The following is a 21363-nucleotide window of genomic DNA, read 5'->3' on the forward strand; positions in this document are numbered from 1 at the left end:
AGGCACGTCGTAGTGCGGAATCCGCAGCACGTCTCTCCCCTTTCATGAGGATAGTCTATGAAGGTTCACGCCTTTTGAGCGCATGGATAACAATTATAAAATTTTATTGCAAAATAGTAAATTTACTATAATGAATATTTAATAAACTACAGCGCCGGCCCCGTCGAAGTCGAACTCCCCGCCGTCCCATTCCATATCCAGTTGGCGGCGTTGCCGTCAGCATAGCCGTGTACCGTCACGCCTTCGGTCAGCATGACACCGGTCATGCTGAGGACGCCGGTCGCAGCAGCTTGCTGACGGACGGCGATGCGCCAGCTGCCCGCATTAGCCGTGAACGTGACTGAGAGCCGTTGCCAGCCGCCTGTCGAGTTAACATTGCTAGAGGTGAGATAGTTGGTGCCGGCAGAATCTGCGGCCTGCAAAGCTATCGGGACACCCACTGCCGACAGCTTGGCCCAGACACTAGCAGTATACTGCTGGCCGGTGGTCAGGCCAGAGCCGGACGAATGATAGATACGGTCGGCGGAAGCCGTGGTGTTGGTCTGCCAGGCCCAGGGCAAAGCCAGGCAGGTCACCGACCGCCACACGGTTGGAGCCGGATACCGAGCCGGCTGAGTTGTAGTTGCCACTGGTGTTAGCAAGTGCCGGATTGATCGCCAGGTTAGTAATCGGCGGAACGCCACCGATGCCGTGTCCCGGACAACTACCAGTGGCGGCACTGCGGTTCTCACTAGTGACCTTGTAGGTCGATGAGCCGTTGTTGGCGGTCAGGCAATACGCATCCGTAGATACGTGCCCGTGTCGGCCTTGGCTTGCTCCAGTTGCTTGGCTGATGCCTTCAGGTCAGACTGGACGGTTGCCGCCCGGGCTTGTTCCTGGGAGCGGCTGAAAGCGCCGATGGCCAGCACTGCCAGAATACCGATGATAACGATGACAATCAAAAGCTCGACAATGGTAAACCCCTGCCGCGACCCTCTCCCCACCCTGGATATATACATGTGCCCGTATTCCGTATATGCTTAGTTGCCTCAATTTTATCACATGGCACAGCACCGCAGTATTATTTGACAAAAGTTATTATTTTTGATATAATATAAGAGTACGTACTGTCGAGCCTAAAGGAGGCTTGTTATGAACACCCAGCGTACATGGGCCGAGTTCATCATCCCGTTGTACTTCGACGGGACTGATCCGCTGCTGGATGCGGCAATCGGTAACGTCCGGGCCCGAGTGGCCCAAGGCCGCACCGACGCCCTGCAGTCCCCCGTCCTGGTGGGCCTGGGCCTGGACGAGTCGCCGTACAGCCGCAGCTGGCTGCTGTGCCTCGTGCCGCTGCTGGACCAGAGCGATTCAGGACTGGATTGCCTGTCCCTGATGGCCTGGCTCGAGCCGCCCGACGAGGACGGTGGCGACATGCGGCTCCGCGTCAGCGTGGACCGGCCCGGCGACGGCACGGTGATGATGGAGACGGTGCCACAAAGCGCCACCCCCATCGTCTCCGGCCTGCTCGACGAGCTGGAGGCCGGCCTGCGCCCCATCCTCATGCGTCTGACCGAGCGTGAATCATGACCGACCACCGCATCTACGACCCCGCAGAGTGGGCTGCGCGGAGCATCGATCTGCCCGGCCTCGGCGACGAGCTGGCACCCGATGACGAGCGCTGGGCCCGCGTCCGCGAACGGCTGGGGCGCAACCACGACGATGGCCTCACAGGCATCGTCAAGGTGGCCGGGAACCTGCACCTGGAGACGTACAGCGAGATCTGGCAGCTCTGCCTGATTCCGCTCGGCAGTGATGAGCACCCGGAGCGCTGGGGGCTGGTCCTGTCGGCCTTCGTCGAGGCGGACAGCACCGCAGCCTGGCTTCGGCTGAGCGTCCACTACTGCGACACTTCGTCGGTACTGCTGGCGATGCTGCCGCCAGAGCTGGCCAGCTACATCAGCGATCTGCTCTCCGAGCTGGAGGCCGACCTACGGCCACTGCTGGGCGATCTGACCGGCTGATACCATCCGGACCATGCGCTGCATCCAAGCGGCGCATGGTCCGGGCACCACCGATGCGCTTGAACACGATTCGAGCGTGGCGGCGGTAGGGCTACAGAGCCACATGGTGCCGATCCCTACTCGGTACGCAACGCCTCAATCGGATCCAGCTTGGCTGCCTTGCGCGCCGGCAACAGCCCGGCAATGACGGCAATCAGCATCAGGGCCGCCAGCAACACCGCTATCGGCTCCCATTGGAATACCAGCAGGTTGACACCCTCGCCAAGATCAAGCGCCTCATTGATAAGCGGATTGCCAAAGTACCCTGCCGCCAAAGCCAGACCGATACCGATGGCGCCACCCAGCAGCCCGATGAACGCCGCCTCAAAACGGAACAGGCTGCCGACATCGAACTTCCGCATGCCCAGCGCCTTCATCAAGCCGATCTGGCTGGTACGCTCCAGCACACTGATGTACTGTGTATTGATAATGCCAAAGACCGAAGCGATGACCGCCAGCACGGCAAAGCCGGCCACGATGCCCTGCAAAATATTGACGAACTGGAACAGCACCGCCTGGGCATCCTTGGCACTCTGGACGTTATAGCCTTTATCTATCAGTTCCTGTTTGACGTCGGCGACTTTCTGCGGGTTGTCGCGGCCACCTTCGACGCGGGCGTTGGCGACGATGTATTTGCGATAGTTCTCGGTGCCCTCTGTGGTGAAGTCGGCCATGTCACGGGCATCGGCGGACGAGACATAGAGTGTCGGCGTGGCAATCAACGAGGTTGACGACTTCTTAGTGACTGCCTTGATGCTGAGACGGAACTGTCTGGTCTCGAAGGGCTGCAGCTCGTTCAGGGCTTCAGGGCCTTTCTCGCGCAGAAACTCCTGGACGCGCTCCGGCGTCAGGTCGACGGCACGGCGCAGCTGGACGACTACCTCGCGCCCGACCGCCTGCTCGGCCGAGCCGAAGCCCAGACCCTGCACGTAGCTATCCGGAATCAGCACGGCACCGCGCGGCAGGCTGCTGGTATCGCCCAGGCTGCCGGCCGCCAGTTCTGGCCGCAGGCCGGGATTGTATGACTCGACGGTAGTGGTGAACTTTTTGAACTCCTCCGTGCTGCCGCCCTCTTCCGCCGGAGCCCGGGTGACGAACTGCGGCGTGACGTTATAACGCGGTGAGACGGACTCGATGCCATCCACCTGGCGCAGCCTGGTCAGGTCGGCCTCGGTCAACTGCTTGAGGGTCAGGCCGCCGGTCTGACGGGCGTTCTCATCGTACTCCTGCGGCTCCGTGAAGCCGCTGGTATCGGTGCCGAAGATCTTGCGGTCAATGGCCACAAAGAGCTCGGCCGGGTCAGTATTGGAGCTGATGAGCCGCTCGGCGTACTGGCGGGCACCTTCGCCGGCAGCAAGCGAGAGGGTCAAGGTGAAAGCACCGACGGCGATGGCCAGGGCAGTCAGGAAGGTGCGGATCTTGGCCTGCCCCAGGGCGCGGCCGGCGCGGCGGGCGATGTCGAGTGTTTTCATAGTTGGATCTTCCTTGCGGGTTTGTGGTCATCGTGATGTGCCGGTTCGTGGCCGCTGACTGTGATGCGATGGACGACGGGCCGCGGAGTGGGCGCCGGCGCGTCCGGCGGCAGCTGTCTCATGGGTGGCACATGTGGCTTGGGCCTGGGTTTCGGCTTCGGCTTCGCAGCTTCGGGCAGCTCATCCCGATAGGTGATGCGCTCCACCTCGCCATCCTTGACGAATATCTGCATGTCGCACTTAGCCGCCAGTTCGGGGTCATGCGTGACGATGATCAGCGTGACGCCCTCGCGCCGGTTATATCCGAACAGCATCTTCTCTACCAGCTCACCGGTAGCGGAGTCGAGGTTGCCGGTCGGCTCGTCGGCAAAGATGATGCCCGGACTGTTGACGATGGCCCGGGCGATAGCCAGGCGCTGCTTCTGGCCGCCGGAGAGGTTGCGGGCTTTGTTCTTGATCTTGTCGGCCAGGTCGACCTTGGCCAGGGCCTCCTCGATCATGGCACGGCGCTTGCGGCGCGGCACGCCGGCGATCTCCAGCGGCAGGCTGACGTTGTCGTAGCAGGTCTCGTTGCCCTGCACAAAGAAGGACTGGAAGATGAAACCGATCTCTTTGGCCCGGAACTCATCAACCTTACGGTGCCGCAGGCGCAGGATATCCCGCTCATTGATGATGACCCGGCCGCTGTCCGGACGGTCAAGGCCGCTCATGGCGTGCATCAGGGTCGATTTGCCAGAGCCGGACTTGCCGACGATGGCTACGCTCGCCCCGTCTTCGACCACGAAACTGACCCCTTTGAGCGCCTGGAAGGCGTTCTGCCGCTTGCCGTAGGTCTTTACCAGATTGTCTATTTCGATCATGCCCACTCCCCTATTCGTTGTTGACTGTTGCCATAGATTACTGCGGACTGACGGTGACGCCACGCCAGAAAGCGACATAATTGCCAAAGTCCTGGCCGACACGGGTCAGCGCACCGGCTTTGGGCTCCGGATAATACCAGGCGCCGCCCTGACTGGTCTGGCCGCCAGCGGAAACATCATAATAACTGGCCTCGCCCTTCCAGGGGCAGATGGTGTGCAGGTCGCTCGGCGCGAAGTACTCGCGGGTGATGCGGTCGGGCGGAAAATACCAGTTTCCCTCAATGTATATCAGTTCTTCCTTGGGTGCCTGGGCGATGACGGTTCCGTTGAATTCAGCTTTCATCCGATGTGTCCTTTCGTGACTTACGCTTCTGTTTACTGGTCGATGTGGCGGGCTTGGTGGACGACTCCACAGGCGGGTGCTTCGGTGGATCATGCGGCGCCAGCCGGCCGGCATAGGTGTGTGGCTGGTCAAGCAGAGTATAGCGCGGCGGCGGGAAGCGGCGCATAAGCTCGCCGGCCAGCATGCCGCTGCCGTAGACGAAACCGATCAGCGTGACAATTACACCGAGCCCCGGGGTCAGTATCAGTACCACCAGGACGCCCGCGCCGACCAGGGCATACTGGAAGACGTTCTGAGTAACCCGCCCCATCAGCAACCGGCCGATGAAAAACGCGAAGGCCGGCAGGCTCAAAAATATCATCAGCAGCCAGCCGGCCAGAATGGTCCAGCCCAGCCCGGCACCGATGAGCGACGATAGCAGCAGCATCGGTATGAAGAAGCCGGCCGCCAGTGCCACTACGCCCCACAGTACGGTCCAGCCCGGCTGCTCACGGCCGTACGTGGAAAGACTGTAGAAAAAGCGCGGCAACAACAGCACCAGTAGCAGGGTTGCCACGAGTATATTGAGCGCGAAGAACAACGCCACGCCAGCCAGCAGACCGGCTGTGTTGAACGGCCTGCGGCCATCAGTGGCCTGCTCGTACTTAACGGTGCCGACGGTGGCGGTTTCGGCGCGGTTGTACTCGCTGGCACTGCGGTAGGCCAGGTTGCCGGTGACGACGGCGCCAGGGCCCAGATACAGGTTACCGACGTCGGCGCGGACATTGCGGCCGATAGTACCGGTAATATCGGCCGAACCGGCGGAAACGGCCGCATCGCGGCGGACGGTGCCCTCGAGATAGACCTCGTTACCGGCGGCGTGGACGTCGGTCGCCTGGGCTGCTTTTTTGAGCGTGAAACGTTCTGAGACACTGCTGACATTACCGCCGACCACAGCGTCGACCGCCACCTCACTCCCCGCCAGGCGCACATCGCCCTCGATGGTGCCACGGATGTCCAGGCGCTGGCCGGCACACAGCACGTCACCCCGGATGGTGCCGGTGATGACGACTGACTCACCGGCGCAGAACAGGTCGCCATTGACCGTACCGCGGATCTCCAGCTTGCTGCCGGCCATGAACAGGGTCGAGTCGACGGTCTGGCCGGAATCGACGGTGGTGTTGTTGCCGCCGGCGCGGAATTCGATGGCCCGCGCGGCCGGTGCCAAGGCGGCACCCAGCAGTGCCGTCAGGGTGACGGCCAGAATGGTAATAGGGATGATGCGGGCGCGGGCAAATTTCACTCTACGCTCCTCCTTCTGCCCCCAGTATAAGCTACTTCTGGCGTTTGCGCATGTTCGGGTCAAGCTCGCGCTTGCGGAGACGGAGGTTCTTAGGAGTGACCTCAAGCAGTTCGTCATTTTCGAGGAAGTCGAGGCACTGTTCCAGGCTGAAGATGGTCGGCGGCGTCAGCTGGATGACCCCGTCGCTGCTGGAGCTGCGCATGTTGGTCAGGTGCTTTGCCTTGCAGACATTGATTTCCATATCTTCGCCGCGGCGGTTCAGCCCGACGATCTGGCCGGCATACACCTTGGCGCCCGGCCCGACAAAACAGGTACCGCGGGCTTCGGCATTCTCCAGCGAGTAGGCCGTGGTCACGCCGTTCTCATAGGCAATCAGCACGCCGTTGCGCAGCTGCTGCAGGGCTGCGCCCAGCGGCTGGTAGCCGGTGACCAGGCTGTTCATGATGATGGTGCCCTTGGTATTGGTGATAAGCACGCTGCGCATGCCCAAGAGCGCGCGGGTCGGCATTTCATACACCAGCTTGGTGACGCCCTTGCCGGCAGCGTTGAACTGCTCCTTGAGGATGGCGCGGCGGGTGCCCAGTTCCATCTGGACGCTGCCGACGTGCTCGGCCGGCACTTCGATGATGACTTCTTCGACCGGCTCCATGACTTGGCCGTCTTTTTCGATGGTGACGACCTGCGGGCGGCCGACTTCGAATTCATAGCCTTCGCGGCGCATGGTCTCAATCAGCACGCTCAGGTGCAGCTCGCCGCGGCCGGAGACAAGGAAACCGATCTCGCTCTGCTCGACGCGCAGCCCGACATTCGTCTCCAGCTCTTTCTCCAGGCGGTCGCCGATCTGGCGGCCAGTGGTAAAGTCACCCTCTTGCCCCTTGAACGGCGAGGTGTTCGGCCCAAGATAAATCTGCAGCGTCGGGGCCTCTACCTCAAGGACGGGCAAGGCTTCCGGCTGGTTGACATCAGCGATGGTCTCACCGATACCTGCCCCGGCAATGCCGGTCAGCTGGACGATATCGCCGGCGATGCCGCCCGGAACCTCGAACTTGCTGACGCCGTGGCTCATGTAGACGGCCTCGACTTTGGCGCGCACCTGGCTGCCATCCTTCTTACAGAGCATGACGGGGTCGCCAGCGCGGATCTGCCCGCGGGTGATGCGTCCCACAGCGTACTTGCCCTTGAAGCTATCCCAGGACAAGGCGGTCACCAGCATCTGGAAGGGTTTGTCGAGTTCGACCTGTGGGGCCGGGACCTTGTTGATAATAGCGTCAAAGATGGGTGCCAGGTCTGCATCAGACTCAGGATTTTCCGGTACCTCGGTCCAAGCTTTGCCGGCGCGGCCGATGGCGTAATACACCGGGTAGTGCAGCTGGTCCTCGTGTACGGCCAACTCCAGGAACAGGTCGGCCAGCTCATCCTCGACTTCCTGGATACGGCTGCCCGGTTTGTCAATCTTGTTGATGACGACGATAGGTTTGAGTTCGGCGGCCAGCGCCTTGCCCAGCACGAACTTGGTCTGCGGCATCGGGCCTTCCTGGGCGTCGACGATCAACAGGCAGCCATCGGCCATGTTCAGCGTGCGCTCGACCTCACCGGAGAAATCGGCGTGGCCCGGGGTGTCGATGATGTTGATGCGGTACTCACCATGCTGTACTGCAGTCACTTTTGCAGTAATGGTGATGCCGCGCTCGCGCTCCTGGTCGCCAGAGTCCATGATGAGATCCTGGCTCATCTCGGCCTGGTTGTCGCGGAAGGTGTGCGACTGCTTCAGCAGCCCGTCCACCAGCGTCGTCTTGCCATGGTCGACGTGGGCGATAATGGCGATATTGCGGATCTGCTGCGGATCCTGGGTGTTGTTAGTGCTCATGATGTTCCTTGATGACTTCCCCACCGACATGCGGCCCGCGCCACCGATATGGCGTGCAGGCGTGCCCGAGGCTGTTGCTATTGGGGTTGATTATACTGCATCTGACGCTTGAATGACAGCGTTTTATTGATTAAAACTCAATATTGTGATGTAGTTGTAAGCTGGCTACCGGGAAACCGTTCGCCGACACAGTATCCGGATCCCACCGATGAGACAGAGGTTCCTGTGCCCCTCGCACTGCGCATCCTGCTCATGCTCGTCCTGGCCGCCGTCGCGGTCGTGGGCGGCATCAACCTGCTGTTCGCCGTCTTGAGCGTCGACCACTCCCTCAAGGGTGCCGGCTCGTTCCTGACGCTGATCCGCACCAGTGAAGAGAATCTGGGCGACTTCGCCCTCGGCTCGTTCGCCATGGTGGTGGTCAGCCTGACCGGCTTCGGCGTGATGTTGCTGCCGGTCTGGGAGAGGCGGTAGCCAATGCTGGTGGCGCCGGGCAAGTACCGGCGCCACCAGGGCAAATTCTTTGTACTGCACCTTCTTTCAATGTGTTATTGCTTTTTTAACAATTTTGTGATATAATTATAATATAAGAGCACTCACCTGCTCTTTGTTGCCGTGTCGCCTGACGCGGCCACAATTCGAGACAGAGGAGTCGCCGTGATCCCCGCCTTCGTATCGATGGCCATCGCCGAGCTGGTCCTGGCCTGCGGCTTCATCGGCTTCAGCCTGCAGCTGTTCATCATCCACAAGGACTCCACGTTCAAGGGAGACTACTTGTCGATGATCGGCACCGTACTGGACGGCGGCAACGTCATGATATTTCTCGGCGCCGCCGGGTCGCTGGCCAGCATGTTCGTTGTTGCGGTGCTGGGGCTCGTGCTCATCGCGACCCAGGCATACAAATGAATACAGGGGGCGTCAACGACGACGCCCCGGGAGATGCACCTCTGTCTCCCACCCCCAGAGCCGCTCACCGTATATCCAGCATGGTGAGCGATTGTGGCGGTGGCATGCCCTGATGCAACCCGTAGTCGCAACCGCGGCAATATTCTCCAATGGTCCGCAAGACTTTACCCGGCAATCCAAAACGGTTATGATTGAGGGGACACTTGAGGGCAAACATGGAACAATCCAAACAAGACGGTTTTTCGTTGGTGGAGGCGATTATCACGATGGTGCTAGGCAGTATCGTCATCTTCGCTTTTTATGACCTATACACCCAGACGGTCCGCATTTCGCAGGACACCTTGGAGCGGGCCTACGCTCTGAACATGGCCGCCCGTTACCTCGATGAAGGGCGCTACACCGCCAGTCTGCGCTACTACGACACGGACACGGAGACGGCCTCCAACCAGGCAGAGCTGGCCCAGATGCAGTACATGCCCGAAGCCCGCGGCAAGTTCCGCGAGCAATCCTGGACCACCAACTACACGCCCACGCTGCAACTGCGCACTACCACCATCACATACGGGCCGCCGAACGCCCGTAAGACGGTGACGCTCAAAGCATTCATCCGGTATGACGGGGGGATGTACTTCTGATGCGACGGCAGCAAGGCCAGCAGCGGCGGGATGGCGGCTTCACGCTGTCGGAGCTGATGATTGTCATTCCTATCAGCGCCATCGTCATGGGAACGTTGTACATGTTCATGGTGACCTTGTACATGAATAACCTCAAGCATATCGGGCGGCTGGACGTCGTCAGTCAGGTCAATGCTTCGCTGAACATCATGCGGGAAGATATTGCGTTAAGCATGGGGCCGTCAGCCAACCTTGGCGGCGATGTCACCGATTCGTACGGGCCTCCCGGGGGTGGTAGCTGGGCCGGGAGCAGCAGCACTCCCTTCTCAACCCTGATCGTCAAGATGCCGACCACGACGGCACCGACCGTCAACCCCAACCGCGAGCTGGTGCGTATCAACCAGAACGGCTGCACGGCGGCAGCCATGGCATCCAACCCAGTATATTCGTACCGGGCGGTCTACTATGTGCACGAAAATAACCTTTACCGCCGCAATGTCATGGACTCGACACCGCCGTCACTCTGCCAGACGCCCATCCAGACCATGACCTGCCCTACCTACGTAACGGCACCGGCAAACTGCGTCAAGGATACGCTGCTCGCCACCCACGTCACGAAGTTTGAAGCCCGCTACCAGGTAGGTACCGTCGGCAATGCCCCGAGTGAGAGCTGCCCGGCAGGCTCCACCTTCAATCAGAACACTGCGGAAGATGTGCTATACCTCTGTGATTCCGACACGATTGCCGGCGCGTCCGTAGTGACGGTCGTACTTGAGCAGGCGCGGCGGATCGATGGCAAAGACTTCGCATATGCACACCGTTTCACCGTTGGCAACTTTACTGGAGATGAGGACGAATAGATGCGGACACTTACTGGAGGCGACGACGAGCGTGGATACCTTTTGGCATCAGTATTGATGCTGACCACGGCCATGACCATCCTCAGCTTCGCCGTGTTTGATGCGGCCAGCAACTCTCGCAACTCGCTGGAGCGGGAGCTGTATAAGCGGATGGCCAATGACGCGGCACAGTCAGGCATTGAATTCGCCTACGACCAGGTAGCTTCAACGCCAGGCTACACCGGCACCAACGCTCCGACCGACTGTAACAACTCCAACAACACACTCGCGCCCTACCTGATCAATGCAGGAGGCGTCTGCTCGACCTTCAAGGTCGAAGAGACGGCCGATGGCAAGTTTGTCAGCACCGGCTACGTATACCGGGCCGGCAGCGGTGCTAATCTTGGGCTTGTCCAGCAGCAGTATGTGGCCCACATTGATGCAGCACTGGCGGCAGCACCTGGTGGTGGCGGTGGCGGCGGCCCACTGACGCGGACTGAAGTCCTGTACGCCGACACCGGTGGCAATAGCGAGTTCGGTTCAGGCGCGTACACCCCAAGCAGTACCTTCACGCCGACCGGGGGCAGTCTATTGATAGCCAACGTCTTAGTCGACGAGGGCTGCTACAGTAACTACACCTTCACTTCAGGTGCTACCGAGGTCACCTTCAGCGGCGGCGGCCTGACCTGGACGGCGCTGACAGGCCGGGCACGCACCTCTGATGATGCACCCTGCGATACTGCCGTCCGCACGTTCTATGCCATCGTGCCCAGCACGCCCCCGAGCAATATGACCGTCACGGCCGATACGACCGGAGGCCGCATATGGGCCTATACCATCTACATCAACCAGTACACGAATTACAATACGACGACACCGATCACCGGTGCTGCCTCTAGTGGCCGTTCAGCCGCCTCTGGTGCCACTTGGGCACTGTCCTTGCCTGACACGCCAGCCCAATGTGACGTGGTGATGGGCGTGGCGGGCATACAGGCTCAGGACATAGGCGATTCCAACAGCAGCGGGTTTGGCATGCGCGCCGGCTGGACGCAGTATAAGGCGACGACGGCGACGCCGGCCTATAGTGTCACCAGCCAGTTGATCGGGCGGACCGGCACGACGGCAGCGACCGTTGAATGGCGCTATGCCAACCCGCTCTGGGATGAGCCGCAGGATACGGTCTATAGCGGCTACATCATCAAGCATGATGGCTCGACGACCAACTGCGGTGGTGGTAGCAGCGGCCCCGTGAGCGGTGACAACGGTGCCTGGCTCTCTACCAATGCCCCGCTGGCACGTGAAGGTATCTCCGGGCTGGTCCATAACGGCTATATGTATATGATCGGTGGCTGTAACAGCAGTATGAACAACACCAATACCGTCTACTACGCTCCCATCAACGCCAATGGCACGGTTGGGACTTGGACGGCAACCACTGTGCTGCCCTTCTCTACCTGCCATCAGGCTGCCACCATTTACAACGGCCGGCTATATGTCCAAGGTGGCGAAATCGGCTATGCAAACACGGCCTATGCCACCCTCAATGCCAACGGTACGGTCGGCAGCTGGTCCACCAGTTCTTCCAGCACCCAGTCCTGGCTGGCAGGGCACGCCATGGTGGCTCACAACGGCTGGATGTATTACCTCGCCGGCACCTGGGATAATGCAGCCTACGACAATTACAACGTCTACCGCCGCCCTATCGACCCCTCGACCGGAGCGCTTGGGGGTGTGACCGCACAGATAGACTGGTTCGTTCCCCAGGTAACCGCCGAAGGCCAGGACGGAGGCATGTACTGCGCCACTGCGTTCGTTACTGGCAATAAGATTGTCATTCAGAGCCCTTGGCGCATCCGGGTAGCGACCATCAATGGTGACGGATCGCTCGGTACGCCATCGTATGAAAGTCTGCCACCGGTAACGGGCGGCAGGTCCGAGTGCGCCGGTTTCCTGATGGCCACCAACAACAAGGTCTACTACTGGGGCGGCGCTCACAATTCAAGCGTATCCGACACTGGCTACCGCGCCGACATTGATCCCGTCACCGGCGACATCGGTGCCTGGACCGCACTGAATACGGAGCCGATGATCGGCCCGCGCACGGCTGGTGCGTTGCTGTTCAACAATGGGTACCTGTATTACATGAATGGCTCATCGACAGCAGTCCATTCCAACGCCTTGAGTAACCTGTGGTACAGCCCACTACAACCGTAAACAACAGACACGAATGAAATCCTTATCTCGCACCACCACCCCTACTACCGGCGGCTACCTGCTCGCCTCCGCCCTGATGCTGACGACCGCCCTGACCATTCTCAGTTTTGCCGTCTTTGATGCCGCCAACACTTCGAGGCGGTCCGTGGAGACGCAGCTATACAAGCGGATGGCCAGCGACGCCGCTCAATCCGGCATTGAGTTTGCCTACGACCGGGTGGCTTCCACGCCTGGTTATACCGGTACCACCGCCCCCACCACCTGCAGCAACAGTAATGTCTCGCTTTCGCCCTACCTCATCAATGCGTCGGGTATCTGCTCGACATTCACCGTACAGGAGACATCCGATGGTAAGTTCGTCAGCACCGGCTATGTCCTGCGCGTCACCGGCGCTACGGCCATCCCTGTCGTCCAGCAGCAGTATGTCGCTTTCATCGATGCCGCCCTGGCGGGCGGTGGCGGTGGTGGCGGTGGCGGTGGTGGCGGCGGTCCGCTGACCCGCACCGAGGTCCTCTACGCTGATTCCGGCGGCTCCACCGAGTGGGGCACGGGACCCTGGACCACCGGCGGCACCTTCACGCCGGCCGGCAGCAGCCTGTTGGTTGCCAATGTCATCGTCGATGATAACTGCTCCGCCTACACCCTGACCTCAGGCGCCACTGAGGTGACGATCGCCGGCGGCGGCCTCACTTGGACGGCCATCACCGGCCGCTCCCGCAACTCAGACGATGCCCCGTGCGACACCGCTACCCGTTCGTTCTACGCCATCGTGCCCAGCACGGCGCCGGCCAACATGAATATCACCGTCGATGCGGGCAGCAGCCGCGTCTGGGCGTATACCGTCTACGTCAACCAGTTCATCAATTACGACCCGACGACGCCGGTGTTCGGCGCTGCCTCCAGTGGCCGGTCGTCAGCACCTGGCGCTACCTGGGCGCTTGCCCTGCCGCAGGCGCCGGCAGCGGGAGACTATGTCATGGGTGTAAGCGCCATGCAGTCCCAGGATGTCATCGATTCCGGCAGCAGCGGCTTTGATGTCCGTACAGGCTGGACGCAACTGCGGGCCACCACCAGCACGCCGGCCTGGGGTGTGACAAGCCAGCTGATCGGCCGCACTGGATCGACGGCGGCGACCGTCGAATGGCGTTTTGCCAATCCGCTTTGGGACGACCCGCAGGATACGGTCTATAGTGGCTATATCGTCAAACATGACGGCTCGGTTGCCAGCGGTCCGCAATCCGGCGACAACAACCCCTGGCTGTCCACTAATGCCCCACCCGCGCGTGAAGGCCACGCCGCCCTCATTCACAATGGCTACATGTATATGATCAGCGGCTGTGATGACGATGATATGACGCGCAGCAACGTCTACTACGCTCCCATCAACGCCAACGGTACCATGGGTACCTGGAACGCTACCACCTCTATTCCTTTCAACTCCTGTCACCCTGGCGCCGCCATTTACAACGGCCGTATCTATGTCCAGGGCGGCGTCACTACTTCTGATAAGACGGCCTATGCCACTATCAATGCCAATGGCACACTTGGTTCCTGGACTTCTCAGACGACGATTCATGAAACCGAGCTTGAGGGCCACACCATGATTGCCCACAATGGCTGGTTGTACTACATGGCCGGCAGTTGGCAGTATGACGACTTTGATAATGACAGTGTCTTCCGCCGCTCCATCAACTCATCGACGGGCGCGCTAGGCAGTGTCGTCGAGCAGGTGGGTTGGTTCGTCCCGCAGTCGGTAGCCGAAGGTGATGAGATGGGGCTATACTGTGCATCTTCCTTCATTACCAACAACAAGATGGTCGTCCTGACGCCGTACTCTATCCGGGTCGCCACCATCAACGCCGACGGCTCGCTGGGTACGCCATCCTACGAGAGCATTCCGCCGGTCAGCGGCGGCGAGGCCACCTGTGCCAGCATCACCATGGCGAGTAACAACAAGGTGTATTTCTGGGGTGGCACCAACGGCTCTACCGTCTTTGACGGTGGCTACCGCGCCGACATCAACCCGACCACCGGCGACATTGGCGCCTGGACCAGCCTGAGCACCAACAAGCTGCCGGCACGGCGTATGGCCGGTGCCCTGCTCAACCACAACGGGTACCTGTACTTTATGAACGGCTCAATGGTAGCCGACCACTCCTACGACGCCCACAGTTCGATGTGGTACAGCCTGATTCAGCCGTAACGTCCGCAGGCACCCGTCAGACTGTTGTACTTCTTTACTGCCGCCCCTAAAACGGTTATGATTAATGTAACGTTTGAAGCGGCACATTATGGGACATACGCAAGCTGGTTTTTCATTAGTCGAGGCAATGATCACGCTGATTCTCGGCACGATTATGATTTTTGCCTTTTATGATTTATACAACCAGACGGTCCGCATCTCCCAGACGACGCTGGAGCGTGCCTACGCCATCAACATGGCGGCACGCTACCTTGACCAGGCACGCTTCACTGATGCGCAACGCTATGTCATCATCGATTCCGACCTCAACGTCGCCGAGGGCGACCCCACCCCGTACTACACTCAGCCGGAAGCCCGCGGCACCTACCGCCGCCTCAGCTGGGTGACCACCCAGGCACCTGGGCTACAGAAAGCGAATGTCAGCATTTCGTATGGGCCGCCGAATGACCGCCAGACCGTGACGATGAGCGCCTTCGTGCGCTACTCGGGAGGGCTCTACTATTAAACTTCCCTGGCGGCGTCGCCGGCAACGCGGCTTTACCCTCTCGGAGCTGATGATCGTCATTCCCATCAGCGCTATCATCATGGGAACGCTCTATACCTTCATGGTGACGCTCTATATGAACAATCTCAAGCAGGTCGGACGCATGGACGTGGTCAGCGAAGTCAATGCCGGCCTGAACCAGATGCGCGAGGTCATCGGCACCGGGTACGGCCCGGTCATGGCTCTGAGTGACGGCGTGACTGATTCATCCGCGCCGCCCGGCGGCTGGGCAGCCACCAACGAGGAGCCCTACTCGACGCTCATCATGGCCATGCCGGCCACCTCGACCGTCAATGCCCTTGACCCCAACCGCACTATCATCCGGCTTGCCCAGAACGGCTGCGACGTCAACACCATGACCGGCAATCCCCCGTTCGTCTACAACTTCGTCTTCTTCGTGAAGGACGAAAAATTATACCGCCGCACCCTGACCGACACGACACCGCCCGACATCTGCGGCACCGCCGCCCAGGTGCCGACCTGTCCGGCGAGCCCGGGCCAGACCAGCTGTCCCAAGGACCGGCTGATCGCCGAGAATGTCAGCCGCTTTGAAGTACGCTACCAGACGCCGACTACCGGCTACCACCCCAACATGCTGTGTCCAGTCGGCACTGAACCGGAATCGACCGAAGATTACCTGCAGGCCTGCGAATACCCGGACGCCACTGCTGACGCGACCGTCCTGACCATTGTGCTTGGCATTACCCGCCTCGTCGACGGCGCAGACTACACGTACAGCCACCGTTTCTCAATCAAGCCGCTCGGCGGGGATGTTGACGACTGATGGGCCGTACACCTTCCCCTGCCACCCCTGCGAGCGGCTACCTGCTGGCCTCGATCCTGATGTTGACGACAGCCATGACCATCCTGAGCTTCGCCATTTTCGATACCGCCAACATCGCCCGCCGGGCCTTGGAAACCGAGTTATACAAGCGGCTGGCCAACGACGCGGCGCAATCCGGCATCGAATATGCCTACAACCGCGTCGCCGCCTCCTATACCTACAGCGGCAGCGCCGCGCCCACGGACTGCGCCAACACCAGCCCCACCCTGGCGCCGTACGTCCTGACCGAACCGGGCTATTGCACCACTTTCAGAGTGCAGGAAGTGTCGGAGGGCCGCTTTGTCAGTACGGGCTACGTCATCATCAAACAGGGCTCCGCCACCCGCCGCATCGCCCAGAACCAGTACGTTGCCTTTATTGACGCCGCCACGCCTACCGGCATCACCAACACCTCGTCACTGACGCGCACCGGCCGCCTGCAGGTATCGACCGGCGGCAACAGCGCCTGGGGCACCGGACCGTACACGCCCCTCGACAGCTTTACTCCCCGACCCAGGACGCTGCTGATTGCCACGGTCGTTGTCGACGAGGACTGCGACGCCAGCCACAGCTTCGACTCATCCGCCAGTACCGTCACGCTGAGCGGAGGCGGCCTGTCATGGAGTACCGTCGAAGGCAGGGGTGTCTCGACCGAGAATGCGCCGTGCGACGTGGCCGTCAAAGCCTTCGCTGCCTTCGTCGGTGCCACTGCTCCCAATAACCTGCAGGTGACGGTCGATGCCGGCTCCGCCAGAGTCTGGGCCTACACCGTGTACGTCCATGAATACAAGAACTTCGATCCGGATGGTGCCATCGTCTCGCCTAAAAGCTCCTTTTACAGCGCCACCAGCGATGCCACTTTCTCATTTGCACTGGACAGCACTCCGGCCGCCGGCGACATCAAGGTGGGCGCGGCAGCGATGCAAGCCCAGGATCCGGGCGATACCGGCATCAGCGGCTGGCGGACACGGACTGATTGGACGACCGTCAACGAATCGACCGACATGGTCACGTTCGGGGCCACCAGCCAGATCAACGTCGCGCCCGGCCAGCTGACACCGCGCGTAGAATTCGGCACCACCACGCTCACCAACCCGCCGCAGGATGTCGCCATGATCGGGTACATCATCAAGCAGGGCCAGGGCGGCAACAGCTCGCTGCCCTCCGGCAGCAACGACATCTGGTACGCCGGCAACAACACCAGCTACGCCCGCGAAGGCCTCAGTTCTCTGATTCATAATAATTACCTGTACTCTATCGGCGGCTGCAACAGCGCACAGGCCTCTACCGCCTCGATATCGTACTCACCGCTTAATGCCAACGGCACCACCAGTGCCGCTACTGCCACCTTCGGTCTGCCGTTCGCATCCTGCCATGGCGCCGCGGCCGTGTACAATGGGCGCTTCTATGCCGGCGGCGGCAATAACCGCGCCAACATCTATTATTCGACGCCGCAGGCCAATGGTGAAATGCCCAGCAGCTGGAACATTTCCCCCGCCACCAGCACGGTCACCAACCTCTACGGCGCCACCATGGAGGCCTACAACGGCTGGCTCTACCTGATCGGCGGCCTCTACTCCGTCAACGGCAACAGCACCAACAATACGGCAGTGACGCGCTATGCCATCAATAGCGGCACAGGCGCGCTCAGCGGCGAGACCAGCCAGAACAACTGGTTCAACGGCGAAGATCCATACTGCCTGGACAGCGCCATCGTCAACGGCCGCATGTACGTGCTGACCTTCAACAAGCTGCTGCGGGCGACCATCAACGCCGACGGCTCGCTCGGCGCCTTCACCGCTTATCCGATACCCGCCAACCGTGACTGCGGCCGCCTGGCCATGACCAACTCCTACGCCTACGTCCTCGGCGGCTCCGTCAGCCGCTCGATCTACTACGCTCCCATCGACAGTGGCACCGGCGCCATCGGCACCTGGAGCAACGCCATCTATTCGTTGCCAAGCAAACGCGAAGCCGGTGCCGCCCACGCGTATAACGGCTTTTTGTACTACATCAGCGGCACTGACGTTTCCGCCCATACCACCACTGGCAGCCAGGTGTGGTTCAGCGCGCTGCAGCCTTAACGGCGCAGCCGGTTACTGTTCAATACAGGCTTGATGGGCAACACCCGGCGCACCCGGCCGGCATCAACCGGACGCCCTTCTACGGCGGCGTCTATTTCTTCGGCCACATAGCGCGCAAAGTTCTCACCCACATCATGCGGCTCGTACAACTTGACCAAAGTGATATTGTCGTGCCGGCGCGCCAAACGGGCCAGATGCCGCTGGATGATGAAGATATCGAGCCGCCCCACCAGCAGCCGCACCGGCACCGACAGCCCCGAGAGGTCCTCATGGGTGGTCTGGCCGATGATGGTGTTGGCCAGACTCTGCTTAAAGGGATACCACTGCGTCTCGGTCAGCCCGAAACCAGGCGCCAGCTTGCCAGCCAGTCGCCGCACCTGCTCAAAGGTCTTGATAGTGAATTCCTGCCGCTGCATAATAAAGTTATAGAGGGCGACATAGGCGGCATCCTGCCGGGGCAGAATCCCGAGTAACTTATCGGTTCGATAGACAGGCATACTGCAAAGGATCAACTGCCTGAACAACTGCGGTTGCCGCCGGGCGACCTCGACGGCGATCAGCGCCCCCATGGAGTGGCCCACCAGGATGACATTCCGCTTTAGGCGCAGCTTGCGTAACGTATAGATGACCGCATCGGCATGATCCTGCACAGTATAGCCGATATCCTGCGGCGCCGGCGAATCGCCAAAGCCCAACAGGTCTAGTGCGACTACCCGGCAGCGGCTTCTGATATGCGGATGAACAAAATCCCAGGCCTTATGATTATTGGCGATGCCATGGAGCAGTACCACCGTCGGGCCGCGCCGAGGTCCACGGTCGAATGGCGCCGCCAGCCGGTAGCGCCGCGGAAAGATACCGCGCCACCAGCGGACAAGCCGGCCTTGCACGGCTGCAAAACTCATGCCCGTGCCGTTTATCCCCGCCAACCGGTCTGACCTTTGACGTGAATCCAGCGGACGATCTTGCCGTCCAGGAGCAGGTGGCTGAAGAAGCCGATGACGGCGGCGCCGTACACCAGCAGGGCCGTCGGCAGGACGTCGTCCTTGTACAGGTATGGAATGATGACGATCGGTGACGGCACCAGCATCATGGCCCACTTGCTATGGGTCCAGCCGCGGTGGTGGCTCAGGACCGGCATCATACAGAGCAGGCCGAAGTAGGCTGCCGCTTCGAACTGCCCGGCGAAGATCAGGAGCACATCAGCGCCAAAGGCCAGGCCATAAAAGATATCCTGGCCTTTGGAGTTGGTATCGATATCCGGCCACAGTCCGAACAGCACGGCCACGATGAACAGGCCTACTACCAGCTGCCAGTCGGTCAGCAAGCCGCTGGTATACGTTAGAAAAGCGAACGGCAATACTGTCAGCACCGCGACATAGATGGCGCAGGCCACAGCCGCGCCGATGGTATGACCCTTATACCCTGGCATGTCCTGATTATACCTTAATTTGACTTATGCTTACTTTTCACGTGAAATATAACATTTTGGCGGCCGGCTACAGCAGATAGTACTGCGCCGCCCAGACGCCCATCCCGACTGCGAACCCGGCCAGCGCAGGCAGCGTACCGATGCGGAAGTATGTTCCAAAATCCAGCTGCTTCAGGCTTCCCATCGCCACGACGCCAGCAGCACTGGCAATGATGAAAATGGACCCGCCCGTGCCGGCGGCCAGCGCCGTCAACGCCCACAGCTCCGGATCGGTCATCGGCAGGACGGTAATGGCCATGGCGACGAGAGACGAGTTATCGAGAATACTCGACATCAGGCCGATGGCAATGTTCACATAGATCAGATGCAGATCCGAAGGCGACTGCCCGACGGCTATATCCGAAAGGAACGCCAGCACACCGATAGTGCCAAGCGCCGAGACACTGAGCAGGATACCTATGATGAACTTGATTGATGAGATATCGATGGCCTGCATCAGTTTCTCGATGTTTGCCGTCATGTGCGTCTGGTGATCGTGGCGGCTTTTTGTCTTAGCGCCTTCAATCATCAGCCACGTGAGACCCAGTCCAAACAGCAATCCGAAATACGGCGGCAGACCGATAGTATTCATGCCGAGCGGTAGCAGGAAGCTGAGCAACGCAGTTGAGATGATCAGCCGCTCGCTCAATGAAAGCTTCACGACGTCACCTTCCTCGCGCTTCATGAAACTGGCATTATCCAGCTGGCGATACAGCAGGCCAAGCGCCGTCAGGAAGATGGCGAAGGCCGGCAGGAATGCGTAGCGGATCACTTCCGTTGCCGTGAACTTGTCCGCCAGCCAGAGCAGTACTGTCGTCACGTCACCGATCGGCGACCAGGCACCGCCGGCATTGGCAGCGATGACGATGCCCGCGCCGGCGACGAGCAGATTTTTGCCTTCGAAGAACCGGCGGGCAATCTGCAACATAACGATGGTGATGGCAATGTTATCCAGGATGGCCGAGAAAGAGAAGGTCAGGACCATAATAAGGATGAACTGTTGCTTGTCACCGACCTTCAGCTTAATAAGCTTTGAGCGGATCAGATCAAACAGACGGTAATGCACCAGTATCTCAATCAACGCCATGGCACCCAGCAAAAACGCGACAATGCCAAAAAGTTCGGCGCCAGTGTTATGCACCGCCGCCTCGAGTTGTTCGCTGTTTTTAGAGTGCAGCTGTACTGCTGCGATAATCCACAGGACGGTGCCCATGCAGAGGGCAATCGCCGATTTATGCGTACCGAGCCGCTGTTCCAAAGTAATGAGCGTATACCCCGCCAAGAAGACGCCTGCCGCGCAAAAGCCGAAAATATCCATAGTGTTCTCTCAAGATTTTATTTGACGCTATGAATACACTACGCCTATCATAGCCGGAATTCAAGACTTACATTCAGGCGGTCGCGGCATCGCCGAACGGCGACTGCCGCTGCCGCTCAATTTCGTGGATGCGGTGGTGCTCCAGGCCGAAGTGATGTGCCAGTTCGTGCCAGAGCGTGTGCTTGACCTGGCCGCGCAGCTCTTCCATGGTACTGACAGCCGCCAGCATGGGCAGTTTGAAAATGGTGATCTTGTCGGGCAATACCAGGTTATAGCCAGCACCGCGATGAGTCTGTGGAATGCCTTCGTAGAGGCCGAACAGGGTCTGATCGCAGCGGAGCTTGAGCTGCTCGCGCTGGTGCGGCGTCGGCTCGTCGTCCCAGGTGATGGCGACGTTGTTCATCTCCTGCGCGTAGTGCTCGGGCAGCTCGTCCATGGCGTCTGCAATCATCTGTTCAAATTCTTTATCCGACACCTCGAGCATCGA

At 60.2% G+C, this 21363-nt stretch carries 22 protein-coding genes; 11 read left to right on the plus strand and 11 right to left on the minus strand.

Going from position 1 to position 21363, the window contains the following annotated elements:
- Window positions 1-146: 146 nt before the first annotated feature.
- Together JNJ66_05210 and JNJ66_05215 are read right to left on the minus strand one after the other, a co-directional pair.
- Window positions 147-575, minus strand: coding sequence for a carbohydrate binding domain-containing protein (locus JNJ66_05210; protein ID MBL8159833.1), 429 nt, complete (start codon window positions 573-575; stop codon window positions 147-149).
- A 192-nt stretch (window positions 576-767) separates the two neighbouring features.
- On the minus strand, window positions 768-998 hold the full coding sequence (locus JNJ66_05215; GenBank protein ID MBL8159834.1) for a prepilin-type N-terminal cleavage/methylation domain-containing protein: 231 nt from the start codon (window positions 996-998) through the stop codon (window positions 768-770).
- Between the two features lie 133 nt (window positions 999-1131).
- Between JNJ66_05215 and JNJ66_05220 the strand changes: the two genes are divergently transcribed.
- Both JNJ66_05220 and JNJ66_05225 read left to right on the plus strand, forming a co-directional pair.
- Window positions 1132-1569 (plus strand): hypothetical protein, encoded by a 438-nt coding sequence (locus JNJ66_05220; protein ID MBL8159835.1) that lies wholly within the window; start codon window positions 1132-1134, stop codon window positions 1567-1569.
- Window positions 1566-2003: a hypothetical protein gene (locus JNJ66_05225; protein ID MBL8159836.1), complete on the plus strand. Its 438-nt coding sequence runs from the start codon at window positions 1566-1568 to the stop codon at window positions 2001-2003. Before JNJ66_05220 ends, JNJ66_05225 begins: the two co-directional genes overlap by 4 nt.
- A gap of 116 nt (window positions 2004-2119) precedes the next feature.
- On the opposite strand, the gene JNJ66_05230 is transcribed toward JNJ66_05225, so the two are convergent.
- Genes JNJ66_05230 through typA form a run of 5 tightly spaced genes read right to left on the minus strand, consistent with a single transcriptional unit; the run spans window position 2120 to window position 7866 of the window.
- Entirely contained in the window at window positions 2120-3514 is a 1395-nt protein-coding gene (locus tag JNJ66_05230; protein MBL8159837.1) for an ABC transporter permease, read from the minus strand.
- Entirely contained in the window at window positions 3511-4380 is an 870-nt protein-coding gene (locus JNJ66_05235) for an ABC transporter ATP-binding protein (protein ID MBL8159838.1), read from the minus strand. The genes JNJ66_05230 and JNJ66_05235 overlap by 4 nt, the downstream gene beginning before the upstream one ends.
- Window positions 4381-4411: 31 nt before the next feature.
- Window positions 4412-4717 (minus strand): DUF427 domain-containing protein, encoded by a 306-nt coding sequence (locus tag JNJ66_05240; protein MBL8159839.1) that lies wholly within the window; start codon window positions 4715-4717, stop codon window positions 4412-4414.
- Window positions 4707-5999: a polymer-forming cytoskeletal protein gene (locus JNJ66_05245; protein ID MBL8159840.1), complete on the minus strand. Its 1293-nt coding sequence runs from the start codon at window positions 5997-5999 to the stop codon at window positions 4707-4709. The genes JNJ66_05240 and JNJ66_05245 overlap by 11 nt, the downstream gene beginning before the upstream one ends.
- Window positions 6000-6030: 31 nt before the next feature.
- Window positions 6031-7866, minus strand: coding sequence for a translational GTPase TypA (gene typA, locus JNJ66_05250; protein ID MBL8159841.1), 1836 nt, complete (start codon window positions 7864-7866; stop codon window positions 6031-6033).
- Between the two features lie 225 nt (window positions 7867-8091).
- Here typA and JNJ66_05255 point away from each other — a divergent pair, with 225 nt between their 5' ends.
- The 9 genes from JNJ66_05255 (at window position 8092) to JNJ66_05295 (ending at window position 18090) form a co-directional block, all read left to right on the plus strand.
- Window positions 8092-8337, plus strand: a complete 246-nt coding sequence (locus JNJ66_05255) for a hypothetical protein (protein MBL8159842.1) — start codon at window positions 8092-8094, stop codon at window positions 8335-8337.
- Between the two features lie 183 nt (window positions 8338-8520).
- Entirely contained in the window at window positions 8521-8769 is a 249-nt protein-coding gene (locus tag JNJ66_05260) for a hypothetical protein (GenBank protein ID MBL8159843.1), read from the plus strand.
- Window positions 8770-8984: 215 nt separating this feature from the next.
- Entirely contained in the window at window positions 8985-9404 is a 420-nt protein-coding gene (locus tag JNJ66_05265) for a prepilin-type N-terminal cleavage/methylation domain-containing protein (protein ID MBL8159844.1), read from the plus strand.
- A complete protein-coding gene (locus JNJ66_05270; GenBank protein MBL8159845.1) occupies window positions 9404-10243 on the plus strand; it encodes a prepilin-type N-terminal cleavage/methylation domain-containing protein in 840 nt (279 codons plus the stop codon). Before JNJ66_05265 ends, JNJ66_05270 begins: the two co-directional genes overlap by 1 nt.
- Window positions 10244-12436: a hypothetical protein gene (locus JNJ66_05275; protein MBL8159846.1), complete on the plus strand. Its 2193-nt coding sequence runs from the start codon at window positions 10244-10246 to the stop codon at window positions 12434-12436.
- 13 nt (window positions 12437-12449) lie between these two features.
- Complete coding sequence (locus JNJ66_05280; GenBank protein ID MBL8159847.1) at window positions 12450-14639, plus strand: hypothetical protein; 2190 nt, start codon at window positions 12450-12452, stop codon at window positions 14637-14639.
- Window positions 14640-14727: 88 nt separating this feature from the next.
- Complete coding sequence (locus JNJ66_05285; GenBank protein ID MBL8159848.1) at window positions 14728-15144, plus strand: prepilin-type N-terminal cleavage/methylation domain-containing protein; 417 nt, start codon at window positions 14728-14730, stop codon at window positions 15142-15144.
- 49 nt (window positions 15145-15193) lie between these two features.
- Window positions 15194-15967, plus strand: coding sequence for a hypothetical protein (locus tag JNJ66_05290; protein ID MBL8159849.1), 774 nt, complete (start codon window positions 15194-15196; stop codon window positions 15965-15967).
- Complete coding sequence (locus tag JNJ66_05295) at window positions 15967-18090, plus strand: hypothetical protein (GenBank protein ID MBL8159850.1); 2124 nt, start codon at window positions 15967-15969, stop codon at window positions 18088-18090. The genes JNJ66_05290 and JNJ66_05295 overlap by 1 nt, the downstream gene beginning before the upstream one ends.
- Here JNJ66_05295 and JNJ66_05300 read toward each other — a convergent pair.
- From JNJ66_05300 to JNJ66_05315, 4 genes are all read right to left on the minus strand, one after another.
- Entirely contained in the window at window positions 18087-18992 is a 906-nt protein-coding gene (locus tag JNJ66_05300) for an alpha/beta fold hydrolase (GenBank protein MBL8159851.1), read from the minus strand. The genes JNJ66_05295 and JNJ66_05300 overlap by 4 nt on opposite strands.
- Before the next feature lie 11 nt (window positions 18993-19003).
- Window positions 19004-19519 carry a metal-dependent hydrolase gene (locus tag JNJ66_05305; GenBank protein MBL8159852.1) on the minus strand — a complete coding sequence of 172 codons (516 nt, stop codon included), beginning with the start codon at window positions 19517-19519 and terminating at the stop codon, window positions 19004-19006.
- Window positions 19520-19586: 67 nt separating this feature from the next.
- Window positions 19587-20876, minus strand: coding sequence for a sodium:proton antiporter NhaD (nhaD, locus tag JNJ66_05310; GenBank protein MBL8159853.1), 1290 nt, complete (start codon window positions 20874-20876; stop codon window positions 19587-19589).
- 73 nt (window positions 20877-20949) lie between these two features.
- Entirely contained in the window at window positions 20950-21360 is a 411-nt protein-coding gene (locus JNJ66_05315) for a metallopeptidase family protein (GenBank protein MBL8159854.1), read from the minus strand.
- Between the last annotated feature and the right edge of the window lie 3 nt (window positions 21361-21363).

The sequence above is a fragment of the Candidatus Saccharibacteria bacterium genome, assembly GCA_016789455.1.
Classification (GTDB): Bacteria; Patescibacteriota; Saccharimonadia; order Saccharimonadales; family Saccharimonadaceae; genus CAIJKY01.